This window comes from Chryseobacterium sp. Leaf404 (assembly GCF_001424145.1).
In the GTDB taxonomy this organism is placed as follows: domain Bacteria; phylum Bacteroidota; class Bacteroidia; order Flavobacteriales; family Weeksellaceae; genus Chryseobacterium.
Window position 1 is genome coordinate 255,858 of sequence record NZ_LMQM01000011.1, and the last position, 14,478, is coordinate 270,335.

General features: G+C 36.6%; 12 protein-coding genes. 9 read left to right on the plus strand and 3 right to left on the minus strand.

Annotated features, from left to right (window positions below):
- The first annotated feature begins 2 nt into the window (after positions 1-2).
- The 6 genes from ASG31_RS11015 (at position 3) to ASG31_RS11040 (ending at position 9,529) form a co-directional block, all read left to right on the plus strand.
- On the plus strand, positions 3-401 hold the full coding sequence (locus ASG31_RS11015; protein WP_056032131.1) for a DUF1801 domain-containing protein: 399 nt from the start codon (positions 3-5) through the stop codon (positions 399-401).
- A 119-nt stretch (positions 402-520) separates the two neighbouring features.
- Positions 521-1,492 carry a 2-hydroxyacid dehydrogenase gene (locus tag ASG31_RS11020; RefSeq protein WP_056032134.1) on the plus strand — a complete coding sequence of 324 codons (972 nt, stop codon included), beginning with the start codon at positions 521-523 and terminating at the stop codon, positions 1,490-1,492.
- A gap of 248 nt (positions 1,493-1,740) precedes the next feature.
- Positions 1,741-2,106: a hypothetical protein gene (locus ASG31_RS11025; protein ID WP_185113210.1), complete on the plus strand. Its 366-nt coding sequence runs from the start codon at positions 1,741-1,743 to the stop codon at positions 2,104-2,106.
- 200 nt (positions 2,107-2,306) lie between these two features.
- Positions 2,307-6,506 (plus strand): T9SS type B sorting domain-containing protein, encoded by a 4,200-nt coding sequence (locus tag ASG31_RS11030; RefSeq protein ID WP_056032137.1) that lies wholly within the window; start codon positions 2,307-2,309, stop codon positions 6,504-6,506.
- Positions 6,507-6,899: 393 nt separating this feature from the next.
- On the plus strand, positions 6,900-7,316 hold the full coding sequence (locus ASG31_RS11035; RefSeq protein WP_056032140.1) for an endonuclease domain-containing protein: 417 nt from the start codon (positions 6,900-6,902) through the stop codon (positions 7,314-7,316).
- Positions 7,317-7,543: 227 nt separating this feature from the next.
- Positions 7,544-9,529, plus strand: coding sequence for a urocanate hydratase (locus ASG31_RS11040; protein WP_056032143.1), 1,986 nt, complete (start codon positions 7,544-7,546; stop codon positions 9,527-9,529).
- A 152-nt stretch (positions 9,530-9,681) separates the two neighbouring features.
- Here the strand turns inward: ASG31_RS11040 and ASG31_RS11045 are convergent, their stop codons facing one another.
- From ASG31_RS11045 to ASG31_RS11055, 3 genes are read right to left on the minus strand one after another with little or no spacing between them, the layout of a single operon-like run.
- The gene (locus ASG31_RS11045; protein WP_056032148.1) at positions 9,682-10,410 is read right to left on the minus strand and encodes a hypothetical protein; all 729 of its coding nucleotides are present in this window, start codon (positions 10,408-10,410) and stop codon (positions 9,682-9,684) included.
- 54 nt (positions 10,411-10,464) lie between these two features.
- The gene (locus ASG31_RS11050; RefSeq protein ID WP_056032151.1) at positions 10,465-11,052 is read right to left on the minus strand and encodes a Swt1 family HEPN domain-containing protein; all 588 of its coding nucleotides are present in this window, start codon (positions 11,050-11,052) and stop codon (positions 10,465-10,467) included.
- The gene (locus ASG31_RS11055; RefSeq protein WP_056032153.1) at positions 11,049-11,675 is read right to left on the minus strand and encodes a DUF5343 domain-containing protein; all 627 of its coding nucleotides are present in this window, start codon (positions 11,673-11,675) and stop codon (positions 11,049-11,051) included. The genes ASG31_RS11050 and ASG31_RS11055 overlap by 4 nt, the downstream gene beginning before the upstream one ends.
- A gap of 402 nt (positions 11,676-12,077) precedes the next feature.
- Here ASG31_RS11055 and ASG31_RS11060 point away from each other — a divergent pair, with 402 nt between their 5' ends.
- The 3 genes from ASG31_RS11060 (at position 12,078) to ASG31_RS11070 (ending at position 14,398) form a co-directional block, all read left to right on the plus strand.
- Entirely contained in the window at positions 12,078-12,485 is a 408-nt protein-coding gene (locus ASG31_RS11060) for a DUF6261 family protein (RefSeq protein WP_056032156.1), read from the plus strand.
- A 678-nt stretch (positions 12,486-13,163) separates the two neighbouring features.
- The gene (locus ASG31_RS11065) at positions 13,164-13,622 is read left to right on the plus strand and encodes a hypothetical protein (RefSeq protein WP_056032159.1); all 459 of its coding nucleotides are present in this window, start codon (positions 13,164-13,166) and stop codon (positions 13,620-13,622) included.
- A gap of 17 nt (positions 13,623-13,639) precedes the next feature.
- On the plus strand, positions 13,640-14,398 hold the full coding sequence (locus ASG31_RS11070; protein WP_056032162.1) for an NAD(P)-binding domain-containing protein: 759 nt from the start codon (positions 13,640-13,642) through the stop codon (positions 14,396-14,398).
- The last annotated feature ends 80 nt before the right edge of the window (positions 14,399-14,478 follow it).

Sequence of the window (14,478 nt, forward strand, 5' to 3'; positions counted from 1 at the left end):
ATATGATTAATCCTGATATTCTTGATTACATTGAAAAACAGTCAGATTCAGATCAGGAAATCTGCGATATACTTTCAAAAATAATTGATGCGGAACTGAATGATGCCGAAAATAAAATCTGGCATTCTCATCCCGTTTGGTTTTTGGAGGAAAATCCGATTGTGGGTTTCAGCAAACAAAAAAAGGGAATCCGGCTGATGTTCTGGAGCGGAAAATCTTTTCAGGAAGAAAAACTGAATGTAGAAGGCAAAAAATTTCAGGATGCATCAATATTTTTCAATGATAAAACTGAGATTAACTTAGATGATTTAAGGTTATGGCTTAAAAAATCTGTAGAAATACAGTGGGATTACAAAAATTTAGTTAAAAGAAAGGGCGAATTGATTAAAATCACGGGTTGAAATTTCGGCGTTCGGAATGATAATTGAATTTAAAAATTATTTAAAAATTAATTTAAAATAACACTAAATACACCTCATCATAAAACAGTGAGGTTTTTTATTTGAACACACCATAAATTATGAGAGTATTTGTAAACAAAAGAATTCCTGAAATTGGAATTAAGATAATGCAGGAGAACGGGCTGGATGTATTCATTCCCGAACATGATAACCTTTCGGATGAACAATGGCTTAAATACTGTCAGGATTCTGATCTTATTTTAAATGTCGGCTTCCATAAATTTGACAAGGATTTTTTTGACCAATGCCCGAATCTGAAAGCCATTGCGCTCCTGTCGGTTGGTTTTGATCATGTAGATATCAAGGAAGCCAATGCCAGAAACATTCCTGTAGGAAATACACCGGACGTTTTGAGTGTAGCCACGGCAGATACTGCTTTTCTTTTGATGCAGTCGGTAGCAAGACGCTCAAGCTTTTATTTTGAGAGAGTAAAAAACGGTGAGTGGGGAGATTTTGATCCGCTTTTTGCTCTGGGTCAGGAACTTACAGGGAAAACTCTGGGAATTTTTGGTTTGGGAAGAATTGGTTTTGAAATGGCTAAAAAAGCGAAATATGCTTTCGGGATGAATATCATTTACCACAACAGAAATCACAACGAAGAAGCGGAAAAAGAGCTAGATGCAAAATACGTTTCGTTCGATGAACTGGTGGCTCAGTCTGATGTGCTGTCCATCCATGCAAATTTCAAACCTGAACAGAGCGAACTTTTTAATGCTGAAGTTTTTAAAAAAATGAAACCCAATGCCATTTTTATTAATACAGCGAGGGGTGGTTTTCAGAATGAGCATGATTTGTACGAAGCCCTGACAAACAAAGAAATCTGGGGGGCAGGTCTGGATGTCACCAATCCCGAACCGATGAATAAAGAAAATCTTCTGCTCGGCCTATCCACCGTTTGTGTACTACCACACATCGGTTCGGCAACCGAAGAAGCCCGAAACGGAATGGCAAAACTGGCCGCCGAAAACCTGGTCGCCTTCTCAAAAGGAGAAAAAATGCCAACCTGTGCGAATGAAGAAGTGTACGGGTAAAATTTGAGATTTGAGATTTGAGATTTGAGATTTGAGATTTGAGATTTGAGATTTGAGATTTGAGATTTATTAACAACTTTTTTCTCAAATACTTATTGTGTGAAGCAAAAACTTTAACATCTCAAACTTGGATCTTTTTCCTTTACACTTTGATCTTAAAAACTACTTATCTCTTTCTACTTTTTACTTGGCTCTTTTGAAATTGGACTCATTTTTGTCTTATCAGAAACATCACAAAAAATAATATTATGATTACAGAAGACAATGCTGCAGAGCAAGAAAGAAAGCTCGATGAGATGGATTACAATCCGGGTGAAGATATTTTCAACAGGGAAGAACACATCCCTTTGGATGGAGACGGTAATCCAATTTTAAATCCCGGCCATGTAAATGATGGAATGCCTTACGGACTTGATATTCCGGGTGCGGAAGATGACGATAATTTTGAACAGATTACCGATCAGTTACCAGCAGAAGAGGACGATGTTTACAATATCGCTGATGACGATGAAGATCAGTTCGAGGATGAAGATGATCTGATTGATGACATGGAAAATGAAGAGGATGATGAGAATTACGAAAACGCAGATGAGGAAGATGACATTGATAATTAAATCATTATAAAATTACAGATTTAATATAACCAAAAACAAAGGCTGTCTCGATAGGGACAGCCTTTGTTATGTTAATTCATTTTTAAATAATTATAAATAAATATTTATGAATATGTTATTAATATTTTAAAAGTTATAACTTTGCATAATATTCAAACATAACCAGATTTAATTAAAAAATAACCAAATAATTATTTTTAATGAAAAGAATTTTACAAATTATTTATTTATTCATCAGTTTTACAGTTTATTCACAAAACAACTTAAATGTTTTAATAAAAGACAATTCAGGAAACGAAAATTTTCACGTGACCTGTACGAATGATTTAAATACCAATGGATGTATTGCCCTACATGCAGAATATCCCACGATAAAACAGACGACAACATACAATCTTACTCAAAGCACTTTCACTCCTGCGATTGCATTCGATGCGGGTACAGCAATGAATGCGAATTTTGATGATGCTTTTACCTCAGCAATCAATTTACCATTTATATTCTGTTTTTTCAATCAGAATTTTAATGCTTTGGTGATTGGTTCCAACGGAATGATCACTTTTGACGCCACTCAGGCAGGAAAAATCAATTTCCCGAATGTCAACTGGCAAAATCCCAATACCGGACTTCCGAAAAATTCTATTTTCGGGGTTTATCACGATATGGTTTTTTCGGCTGCCGATCAGTCTGAAATTTTTTATTCCACCATCGGGACAGCGCCCAACAGAAAATTTGTTGTGAATTTTTATGAAGGAAGAATGGCCGGATGCACCGAAAGATCATCTTCCCAGATTGTACTGCACGAAACCACCAATATCATTGAAGTTTTTATTGATAAGAAGCTCATCCCATGCGCAACAAGAAAATTTGAAAATGCTCTCGTGGGAATTATCAATGACAGCGGAAATTTGGGCTACTCTCCTGCTTCAAGAAACACAGGGAACTGGGAAGCACAGCAGGAAGCATGGAAATTCACACCCTCAGGAAACGACATTACACCTGAAGTGATCTGGAAAAATGCGGCCGGACAAACCCTTGCCACGGGAATTCAGACGACACTCTGCCCTACTCAGAATGAAATTTACACCGCTGAAGTCAATTTCAACACCTGCGGAAACAGTGTTCTGACGTTGACAGATACTTTTAATCTTACTTTTGACCCAACATATCCAACAGCGATTAATTACAGTCAGAATTTTTGTGGAAACAATCCGATAAATCTTAATCTGGACAGTTTTAAACCTAATTTAACCTCACAAAACCCTTCCAACTTTAATTTCACATATCACAATACTTTACAGGATGCCCAAAATAATGTAAATGGAATATCAAATTCCTATCAGCTGAATTCGAACAAAATTATTTATGTCAGAATTCAAAACCCGTCTACCAGCTCCTGCTTCAGGGTGGCTACGCTCAGTCTGGAATTTTTAACGAAGCAACTTTTGACCAGTTCAGTAGTTCTTTGCGACACCAATAATGATGGTGTTGAAGACAATTATGACCTCAGCCTCTTGAATAATTCACTTTTGGCATCTGGGAATACTTCTGTGGCTTATTTTTTAAGTCAAAACAATGCTCAGAATAACATAAATCCTGTTACTGTAGCCAATATATCTGCGGGAACACAAATCTGGCTGAGGGTTCAGGATACCAACTGCACCTACGTTTTAGGTCCGGTGACCTTCCAGTTTAAGCCTGGAGTAAATGCCCATGGAATCAATTATCCTATAACGATTTGCGACATTAATGATGATAATAACGAGCCTTTTGAATTTGCTTTACAACTCGGTTCGTTAATCAGCACGCAGGCCGGTGCCACTTTTACACCCTATTCAACTTATGCTGCTGCTTATGCCGCTCAGGGAACAGTTTTGCAGACCATTAAAGAAGGTATTTATCCGGTTTTTATCAGAGTACAAATTCCTGGAGGATGTTTTACAGTCGTTACAGTGAACATGAATGTGACTTTCACAAAAATTAAAGCCAATCATAAAAATGAATACATCTGCTTCAATGGAACCGAAGATATTACGGTAAATCTCAGTACTTTATCATCCAATCTTCTGATCGATCCGCTTACTGTGCCGGTTACAGAGTTTTATGCAAGTGCAGATGACGCATTTTATGCCAATAATCCCATCCCGCTAACTCAGATGATAACAGATAACGGAAATCTGGTTAGCCAGACTTTTTATGTAAGATTTGAGCAGAGTGATGATTGCTTTACCGTGCGGCCGATTACTGTGAATCTAGTGCATCCTGTGATTGTCGGTTCCAGTTTTACAGTTTGTGATTTTAATAATGATAATTCAGAAAATGTCAATTTAAATCAATTCTCTGCAGCTATTGTCGGTAATCAAAATGCGACAACTACATTTTATAGTTCTCAGTCCAATGCATTAGCGGGAACAAATCCTTTAACTACAGTTAATTTAAATGGCTCGCAGCAATATTTTGTAAAGATCAATTCTTACAACTGTACTCAGGTTTATCCGTTTACCGTTGGTTTGGTTGCAACACCATCCGTCAATCCGAATGTAAATATTGTTCTGAATAATATTTGCGACAACAACAATGATGGTGTGGAAAATTACAATCTCACTCAGGCCCAGCCGCAAATCTACTCAGGTTCATCAGCTGTCAATTTTTCGTATTATCAAAATTACAATGCCGCCAACCAGACGTTTTCCAACGAAATAACCAACATAACAAGCTATCCGGTAACCGGAAATGCGACGGTATACGTTAAAATTAAGTTCAATTCAGGAGAATGTTTTTCAGCTTCAAAACTGACCATTCAGATGAACTTTCTGCCTGTTGTCGTCATCACCAACAATGCTGTTCTAAACAAATGTGATGAAGATTTCAATTTAAGTGAAACCTTCACCCTCACCGATGCGATTCCGCAGATGTATAATCCTGCGCAAAACACGTATCCTCTATCAAATATTAATGTTAAATTTTACTTTACTCAGGCTGAGGCCAACGCAGGAAGCCCTGCAAATCAGATTGGAAACACTTTGATTACGGATATTTCCAGCGTTCAGATTTGGGCAAGATTTACCGCTACCACTACAGGATGCTTTTCTGTTGCCCCATTGCAGCTGAACACGTATTTCCCTCCAAAAGCCATCAATTCTACCATAAAAATATGCGATGACAATCTCGACGGAAACTACGAGGTTAATCTGATGAATTTCACAAATCAATACGTGGATTTGCCCAATCCAATGAATACATTCAGCTTTTTCCTGACGCAACAGGATGCCCAGAACGGAATCAACGGTATTCAAAATCCAACGCTGTTTACAGCGAATCCTTTCCCTGCACAGATTTGGGTTCGCGTGATGAATATTCCAGGTTGTGATGATATCGCAAGTATCAACTTTGTTTTTGGTGACAAACTCATCATGCAGCCCGGGCCTTATTTACTGAACAATGTCTGTGATCAAATGAACGATGGAATTGAAAGCGTGAATCTGACTCACTTCCAGAACCAGATGTACTCCGGCAGTAATCCGACTTTCACGTACTACCCCTCTTTACCTGATCTTCAGGCAAACTCGAATGTAATTTCGAATCCGGCTGCATATAATTTCAATCAAAATACAGGTCCCAACACGATTTTTGTCAAGGTGGAAGCTCCCGGACTTTGCCCTGAATACACAACGATTAAAATCAGCCTTAAAAAAGTGCCTGTTTTTGAAATTCCGACACAGTTTTTCTGTCCTGACGCAACCTTCAGCTACACTCTGAAAGTGGAAGGACACACTATTGTAAGTTACGTGTGGACAAATCCTGCAGGTCAGGTCGTTTCAAATTCAAATACAGTTACAGATATGAATCTTGTGGGAACTTACACAGTTACTGTTACTTCGGATAACGGATGTTCGTACACAGCGACATTTGAAGCAAAATATTATGATGTTCCCGTAATCCAGCAAATGGTGGCGAGCGGAAACACCTACACAATTACAGCAACAGGTTCACAGCCGATTGTCTATTCAATTGACGGCATCAATTGGCAGCAAAGTAATATTTTTACAAATCTTCCTACCGGAATCACAACATTTTACGTAAAATATGTTGAAGGAAAATGTATCGTAAAACAGGACGGAGTAATTCTGGATATTAAAAATGCCATCACACCCAACGGCGACGGTATCAATGATAAATGGATCATCAAAAACCTTCACGTTTTCGGAAAGAAAATGACGAACGTAAAAGTATTTGACCGTTATCAGTTCAAGATTTTCGAACAGGATACTAATACCCAAATTATCTGGGACGGAACGATTGCAGGAAGACCAATTCCGTCATCAAGTTATTGGTACGTCATCACACTTCCCGACGGCCGAACCTTCACGGGATGGGTTTTAGTGAAGAACACAAATTAATTATATATATTGAACGATAAAACCTCGCCTTTGAGCGGGGTTTTGTTGTTTTGAGCAATAGAAAAAAAACAGTCGAATCATAATTCCCCTCCTCTGGAGGGGTGGATTCGACCAAAGGGAGAAGACGGGGTGGTTACGCGCAATTTGAGAAGAAAATATTATTTTTAAATAAGAGTTTGTTTAAATTTTTATAAAATAAATAATTATGGTTCAAAAACTCTTCGACAAGCTCAGAGTGACACCGTAAAATTGAGCGGTTGGTATTAGATTTGTCAGTCTGAGCCTGTCGAAGACTCAATAAATAAAGCCGGTAATAACCAATATAATGAAACTGTTTTAATAATTTTTAAAGAGGCTCAAAAAATATTCTTATCTTTCATTAAACACAACGCTATGAAAGAAATCCTCACAGAAATAAACGGAATTACGATTTACAAAAATTGCTTCCATTATCTACCCTACAATCCAAATTTAAAAATACTTTTACCTCAAAAACGCAAAGCAGGAATTCTAAATGAAGTAATATTCTGGAAGAAAGTGAGAGCCAAAAATTTTCATAAAATTGATTTTGACAGACAGAGAATAATTGGAAATTATATTGTTGATTTTTATGTAAAAACACTCGGATTAATCGTAGAAATTGAAAGCACAAGCCATGATGAAAAAGATATTGATGATGGTATACGACAGGATTATATGGAATCATTGGGATTGAAAGTATTCAGAATTTCAGATTTTGATATTAAAAACAATCTTTCCGTAGTGATGAAAGAAATGGAAGATTTTATCATCAAAAATTATAGCATATAAAATTCCCTCCGGATGGTTGGATTCGATCAAATGGAAAGTAAGGGTGGTTGAATTGCGCATAAACCACCCCGTCAAAAAATCAAAGATTTTTCGCCACCCCTCCAGAGGAGGGGAATTTTCTACGCTCCTTTATATTCTCTTTCTTTGTTTGCAGGGATTTTTTAATTTGAATATCTTTAAAACCTTAATTAATTTCAACTATCGAACTTCAAATATCAAATTAAACAATGACATTTAAAGAACAAATACAGCAGGGAATTCCCACCGAATTCCCTCGGCCAAAACCATACGAAACCCACATCAACCACGCCCCAAAACGTAAAGAAATCTTAACAGACGAAGAGAAAAAACTCGCTCTGAAAAATGCTTTACGCTATTTCGAACCAAAATTCCATGCAGAATTGCTGCCGGAATTCAAGGAGGAACTGGAAAAATACGGAAGAATTTATATGTATCGTTTCCGTCCGGATTACGAGATGAAAGCGAGAGATATCGCGGAATATCCAGGGAAATCTGAGCAGGCAAAAGCCATTATGCTGATGATTCAGAACAATCTGGATTATGCCGTGGCGCAACATCCGCACGAACTGATAACTTATGGAGGAAACGGTGCGGTGTTCAGCAACTGGGCGCAATATCTTTTAACAATGAAATATCTGTCGGAAATGACGGACGAACAAACGTTGACAATGTATTCCGGTCATCCGATGGGATTATTTCCTTCACACAAAGATGCACCGAGAGTCGTGGTGACGAATGGAATGATGATCCCCAATTATTCCAAGCCGGATGATTGGGAAAAATTCAATGCGCTGGGTGTTTCGCAGTACGGACAAATGACGGCAGGATCTTATATGTACATCGGTCCGCAGGGAATTGTTCACGGAACAACAATTACGGTTTTGAATGCTTTCAGAAAAATCAATAAAGAACCAAAAGGCGGATTGTTTGTCACTTCAGGTTTAGGCGGAATGTCCGGAGCTCAGCCAAAAGCCGGAAATATCGCAGGCTGTATTACGGTGATTGCCGAAGTGAATCCAAAGATTACCAAAATCCGTCACGAACAGAAATGGGTGAATGAAATCCACGAAAATCTGGATGAACTGGTGGCAAGAGTAAGAAAAGCTCAGGAAAATCAGGAAACGGTTTCTCTGGCTTACCTTGGAAATATCGTCGATATCTGGGAGAAATTTGATGAAGAAAATTTAAGAATCGATATCGGTTCAGACCAGACTTCGCTTCACAATCCCTGGGCGGGCGGTTATTATCCGGTCGGGCAAACCTTTGAGGAATCGAATACGATGATGGCAGAAAACCCTGAATTATTTAAAGAAAAAGTTCAGGAAACCTTGAGACGACACGCTTCCGCCATCAACAAACATACCGCAAAAGGAACCTATTTCTTCGATTACGGAAATGCCTTTCTACTCGAAGCTTCCAGAGCCGGAGCCGATGTAATATCGGAAAATCCTACGATTGGAAGAGAGTTTAAATATCCGAGTTATGTTCAGGATATTATGGGGCCGATGTGTTTTGATTATGGTTTCGGGCCGTTCCGTTGGGTTTGTACCAGCGGAAAACCTGAAGATTTGCAGAAAACCGATGATATTGCGTGTGCCGTTTTAGAGGAAATGATTAAAACGTCGCCGGAGGAAATTCAACAGCAGATGAAAGACAATATCACGTGGATTAAAGGCGCTCAGGAAAACAATCTGGTCGTTGGTTCGCAGGCGAGAATTCTGTACGCTGATGCGGAAGGAAGAATGAAAATCGCTGAAGCCTTCAACAAAGCCATTGCCAACGGAGAAATCGGAGCGGTGGTTTTGGGAAGAGACCATCACGATGTTTCGGGGACAGATTCGCCGTACAGAGAGACTTCCAATATTTATGACGGGTCGAGATTTACGGCAGATATGGCGATTCAAAATGTGATTGGCGACAGTTTCCGTGGGGCAACTTGGGTGAGTATTCACAACGGTGGTGGCGTTGGCTGGGGCGAAGTCATCAACGGTGGTTTCGGGATGTTGCTCGATGGAAGCGATGATGCCGACAGAAGATTAAAATCTATGCTTTTCTGGGACGTCAACAACGGAATTTCCCGACGAAGCTGGGCAAGAAATGAAGGTGCAGTTTTTGCGATTAAAAGAGCGATGGAAGCTGAACCGAATTTGAAGGTGACGCTGCCGAATTTTGTGGATGAGAGTTTGTTTTAAAACTTTTTAGATATGGAAAAACCTGCTGTAAGGCAGGTTTTATCTTTTATGATAGTAATTCGTTCTTTTTTCTGTATTTGCTCACCGATTGAAGAACTGAGAGGTCAAATATTATGATAAATTTCTAAAAGTTGTAAACAGCTAAATAAAATCTATTTTTTAAATTTTTCATAAATCCTTTTATAATCCTCAATCGCTTCATCTATAGTTAAGTCTTGCGAACCAGGAATATCCCATTTTAAAATTGAAGGGTGACCTGTAGCAACAAATTGTAATTTTGTTTTTTTTTGCAATTCTTTAGTGCTTGAACTATTTACTTCTTTTTGATGAAAATACAATTTAGTACATTCTTCTGAAAATTCTGATTTTAAAATATTTAAGATAGTCATTTGAAGTGATGTGGTATAATTCGCATATTTCTTTACTTCGTCAGATGTTGCAATATATCCTTTATGAATTACATTATTTCTAAATGAAACCATATCAGTGTTTAAATGCCACGAAGTTTTTGAAACTTTTAAGTACTGAGAGCAAAATGCACCTATTTGCCTTTCAGATTGATTTTTTAATTCTTTCCAAAATGAGTCTATAGACTCAAGAGTAATTTCCTCTTTTAGCATAGTTACTTTAATAAAAAATTCATAGGTTCTTTCTAATGAGGCAGTAAAGCTCATAACACTTTCCGAATAACTCCCATTAAAAAAAGAATCCAAAGCAGATAAATATAGAATGTCAAATAGTTCATGCATCAGACCACTAATAAATCTGTGTCCATTTTTACACTCGCAAATTGCAATTAAATTGGAATTTATTTCTCCAATTGCGATAGAATCTCCTCTGTCTTCTTCATTACATTGATAACAATACGTATAATGCTTCATTTAAATTAATAATTTATAGTTTATATTGTGTCCTTAGACTTTTCATTCAACTTTTTAACCTACTTGATTGAACCAATCCCTAATATACATTCCAATTCGTTCAATATCTTGATTTACTAATTCTCCACTATGCATAATAACATTTCTTGAACGTTCAATAGTCCGGATAATTTGATCAGCCCATTCCATTGATGTTATGTGTGGTTCAAAAAAAGTCCAATTTTCTGCATTTCTAATAATTGATAGTAAATCCCCAAATTCAGTATAATTTATAATGGTGTCTCCCCTTGGCGTATGCCATCTTATTTTACTTTCTTCTAATCTTCTGGATTCAGCTTTATTTCTGATCTTTTCAGAAACACATATTTCCCACCAGTTTTCACCTTTGTTTTCTAACAATTTTTTTGAAATAAATTCTCTAACAGTATTTTCAAAAGCAGTAATTGCCGTGTAAACAACAGCCATTTTTTGAGCTTTAATAAGCAACTCCTCGTCGAAATCTTCGTAACATAGTGACTGCTTAATTTTTTGCAACTCTTCATTTCCAAATTTTGACTTTTTTAATCTTGCAGTCTTATCTAAAGCTTCTTCTGTTAATAATCCTTTAAATGCAAATGAATATAAAATGTCATTATTTTTCATAATAAGTGTTCCTTTAAACTTTTAAAAATAGCATCATAAACAGATATATCTCTAGTCTCTGGTAAATGGATTTGAATATTATAATGCATTTCAGTTGAAATTTTTTTACTGATTAACTCTTGTGTGAATTTATTTGGATTTTCTTGAAATTCTTCTTGAGAATAATTTTCAGTGTTTTGATAAGGAATAATATTAGTACTTGTAAAATCAGCATATTTACACAAAGCTGTAAACGTATTAGCCATTAAACCTAATATATTATCTGTCTTTGTTCCTTGAGTTAATGTTTTAAGTTTATTTTTAACTTCACCAGAACTCATCTCATTTGCCTTTATATTTATATTAAATAGATCTGAATATGCATTTTTAATAGCATCAGCTAAAATAGCTTTTGACTGAGTTTGATCTAAGAAATGAAAATAAATTTCTTGGGGAATTCCATTGCTGTCAATAAATCCAAGCATTTTTAAAATTCCTATAAAAAGTCTGTCATTTGTACTTTTAAACTCTAATTGTTCTAAAAATTTGTTTGTGAATTTTGAAGGAGCTTGAGCATTTAAGAGTGAATTAAAAAAACTCTCCAAGTTCTTTGTTGTCTGTAGATACTGTTCAGGTACTGCCATATTAATATTTATAAAATAGTTATTGTATGTATTCAAATATATCAAAAACTTTAATTGATTTGATATAATTTGATAAATGTAAATTTAATTTAGCAGTATTAATTACGTGTTCCCTTAAAACAAGAAAAAAAACAAAAATTTATTTCCAAAAACACCTCCAATCAAAACCACCCGCACCCGCAAAACCTTACAAACATCCTTAAAACAAACCTCCTGCACCCGCATTTTATTTAAAACAACCTTGTTTGTAACCTCCTGCAATTGCATGAAGTCTCCAACAAGTTGCGGGAAACTTCATGCAGCTGCATTTTATTCTCCACAAAATGTTTTAAACTAAATGTAGAATTATTTATATTTGTTTTGATTAATTAATACATTTTTAACAAATAAACACATTAAACGATGAAAATTTCATTAGTGAGATTGAGCACTAAAGACCTTGCGACTTTAGCTCAAAGAATTATTACCAACATTCAGTCAGGAAAATATCCTGTGATTTCCAACCATCCTCTTACCGCAACTTTGCAGACTTCCTACAACGAATACGATGCAGTCTACACCAAACAAATCTACAGCGGAAAAGGAAAAGACGTTGCCACGGCAGACCATGAAAGAGATGTTGCTTATACCAGTTTCAAAGCATTTCTGGATGGTTACCGAAAACTACAGTCGGCACCCAATTCTCAGTCGGCGGAAGATCTGTACAGTGTTTTCAAAACTTTCGGACTGGATCTCGACCGCCTCAGCTACTCCTCACAAACCGCCCAGATGACCAAACTCAGCGGAATGCTGAGTTTTTTGTTTAAATAAAAAGAAGTCGAGCTGTCGTCAGTTCGAGTAGGTTTTTGAAAAAAAACGTATCGAGAACTTTTTGTTTGAGAAAACCGTTGTTTGTTCACTCGTTCTCGATACATTTTTCTCCGCTTTGCTGCGAAAAACACTCGAACTGACGATATTAACAAAAGCGTCGAAACAGTACGTCAGTTCGAGTAGGTTTTTGAAAAAAAACGTATCGAGAACTTTTTGAATGGGTGACGAATTTTGTTTTCTTTAGCTCACTGGTTCTCGATACATTTTTCTTCGTTTCACTACGAAAAACACTCGAACTGACGATGCTAACAAAAGTGTCGAAACAGTGCGTCAGTTCGAGTAGGTTTTTGCAGAAAACCGTATCGAGAACTTTTTGAATGGTGACAAATTTTGTTTTTCAGCTCACAGATTCTCGATACATTTTTCTCCGCTTTGCTGCGAAAAACACTCGAACTGACGATATTAACAAAAGCGTCGAAACAGTGCGTCAGTTCGAGTAGGTTTTTGAAGAAAACCGTATCGAGAACTTTTGTTTGACAAACCGTCGTCTGTGCATTGGCTCTTGATACATTTTTCTCCGCTTTGCTGCGAAAAACACTCGAACTGACGATCTTTTTTCTCTTCAAATTAAATGAATCACAGTGATGAATGTTGATATTAAATTAATATTTTTGGTACATGAAATTACTAACCGTTAAACGAACAAAAAATTCATTGCAGTTAATTGATGAAAATAAATTTCTGATTGGAGAGCGTTTATCGGGATTTTTTGCGGGAGCAAATGAGCGGTTAAAAATAAATGACACTATATACAAAATAAGACATTCAGGTTTTTTGTACCGTAATACTGAATTTTTTGACAGCAACGGAAAATTAGTGGTAATGATTGATTTCGAGAAAGACAGGTTATTTTATTACGGTCAGCCCTATACTGAAATCTACATTTTAAAATCTAACGGTTGGTCGAATGGTTCACAATCATTATATAATTTTTATAACGACGAATTCGTAATGAGATTTGATTGCAGAAGGTCATTTTTCAAATCACGATATGAAATTCAAATCAAAGAAGATTTTACCAACTCAATCATAATTCTGGCTTTTTTACAGTCCAACATAAAAGACCTGGAAGACTAATTAAATAAAAAAATAAAATGAAAAAACTAGGAATCATCGGCTGCGGCTGGCTCGGAAGCCATATAGCAGAAAGGTTATCAAGCCAATATCAAATTTTTGCGACCACGACGACAGAATCGAAGTTCGAAGAATTCAAATCTAAAGGATATCAGGCTACGTTGGTTAACTTCCCGAACGAACTGGATGCCGAAATGAAAGAATGGGAAGCCGCAAAAGATTTAGATGCCATTATCATCAGCGTTCCGTTTTCAGGAATCAGAGGTGTGCAAATTCCGATGAATGAAAAGAGAGAAAATCTGCTAAATTTTCTTGGGGATTTTAAAGGACAGCTTTTTCTGATGAGCTCCACTGGCGTTTATGCTCAGGAAGATCGGGAATTTACTGAAGACGATCAGCCTGCAAAAGATGTGGAAAGTGAAAGTTTTATTATAGAAAAATTTCCTGTAACAAATATCCTGAGATTGGCCGGATTGATGGGTGGTGACAGACTTTTAAAAAATTATAATGTCTCAGGTCTTGACCAGCTCGTGAATCATATTCATTATGCAGATATTGCTTCGGTGATTGAAAAAATGCTGGAAAATAATTCTGAATCGAAAGTTTACAATGTTGTTGCCCCGATTCATCCAAATAAAGAACAGGTGATCAATGCGCAGAAAAGTATGCCATACAATGGCGAGAGAACGACGGTTGGAAGAACTATTTCTCCTGAAAAATTAATTAGCGATTTGGATTTTGAGTTTCAGTATCCTGATCCGAGGTATTTCCATTTGTAGAAATTATATCTGTGGATTTCGACGCACAGATTTAATTCAAAGCTGAAAATTTTCAAAAAAAATAAGAATTTTATTATATT

What these genes read in the sequence shown, in the direction of transcription:
- ASG31_RS11030 (WP_056032137.1), top strand. Translation starts at nt 2,307, where the DNA reads ATGAAAAGAATTTTACAAATTATTTATTTATTCATCAGTTTTACAGTT.
- ASG31_RS11025 (WP_185113210.1), top strand. Translation starts at nt 1,741, where the DNA reads ATGATTACAGAAGACAATGCTGCAGAGCAAGAAAGAAAGCTCGATGAG.
- ASG31_RS11020 (WP_056032134.1), top strand. Translation starts at nt 521, where the DNA reads ATGAGAGTATTTGTAAACAAAAGAATTCCTGAAATTGGAATTAAGATA.
- ASG31_RS11050 (WP_056032151.1), bottom strand. Translation starts at nt 11,052, where the DNA reads ATGAAAAATAATGACATTTTATATTCATTTGCATTTAAAGGATTATTA.
- ASG31_RS11045 (WP_056032148.1), bottom strand. Translation starts at nt 10,410, where the DNA reads ATGAAGCATTATACGTATTGTTATCAATGTAATGAAGAAGACAGAGGA.
- ASG31_RS11060 (WP_056032156.1), top strand. Translation starts at nt 12,078, where the DNA reads ATGAAAATTTCATTAGTGAGATTGAGCACTAAAGACCTTGCGACTTTA.
- ASG31_RS11015 (WP_056032131.1), top strand. Translation starts at nt 3, where the DNA reads ATGATTAATCCTGATATTCTTGATTACATTGAAAAACAGTCAGATTCA.
- ASG31_RS11070 (WP_056032162.1), top strand. Translation starts at nt 13,640, where the DNA reads ATGAAAAAACTAGGAATCATCGGCTGCGGCTGGCTCGGAAGCCATATA.
- ASG31_RS11055 (WP_056032153.1), bottom strand. Translation starts at nt 11,675, where the DNA reads ATGGCAGTACCTGAACAGTATCTACAGACAACAAAGAACTTGGAGAGT.
- ASG31_RS11040 (WP_056032143.1), top strand. Translation starts at nt 7,544, where the DNA reads ATGACATTTAAAGAACAAATACAGCAGGGAATTCCCACCGAATTCCCT.
- ASG31_RS11065 (WP_056032159.1), top strand. Translation starts at nt 13,164, where the DNA reads ATGAAATTACTAACCGTTAAACGAACAAAAAATTCATTGCAGTTAATT.
- ASG31_RS11035 (WP_056032140.1), top strand. Translation starts at nt 6,900, where the DNA reads ATGAAAGAAATCCTCACAGAAATAAACGGAATTACGATTTACAAAAAT.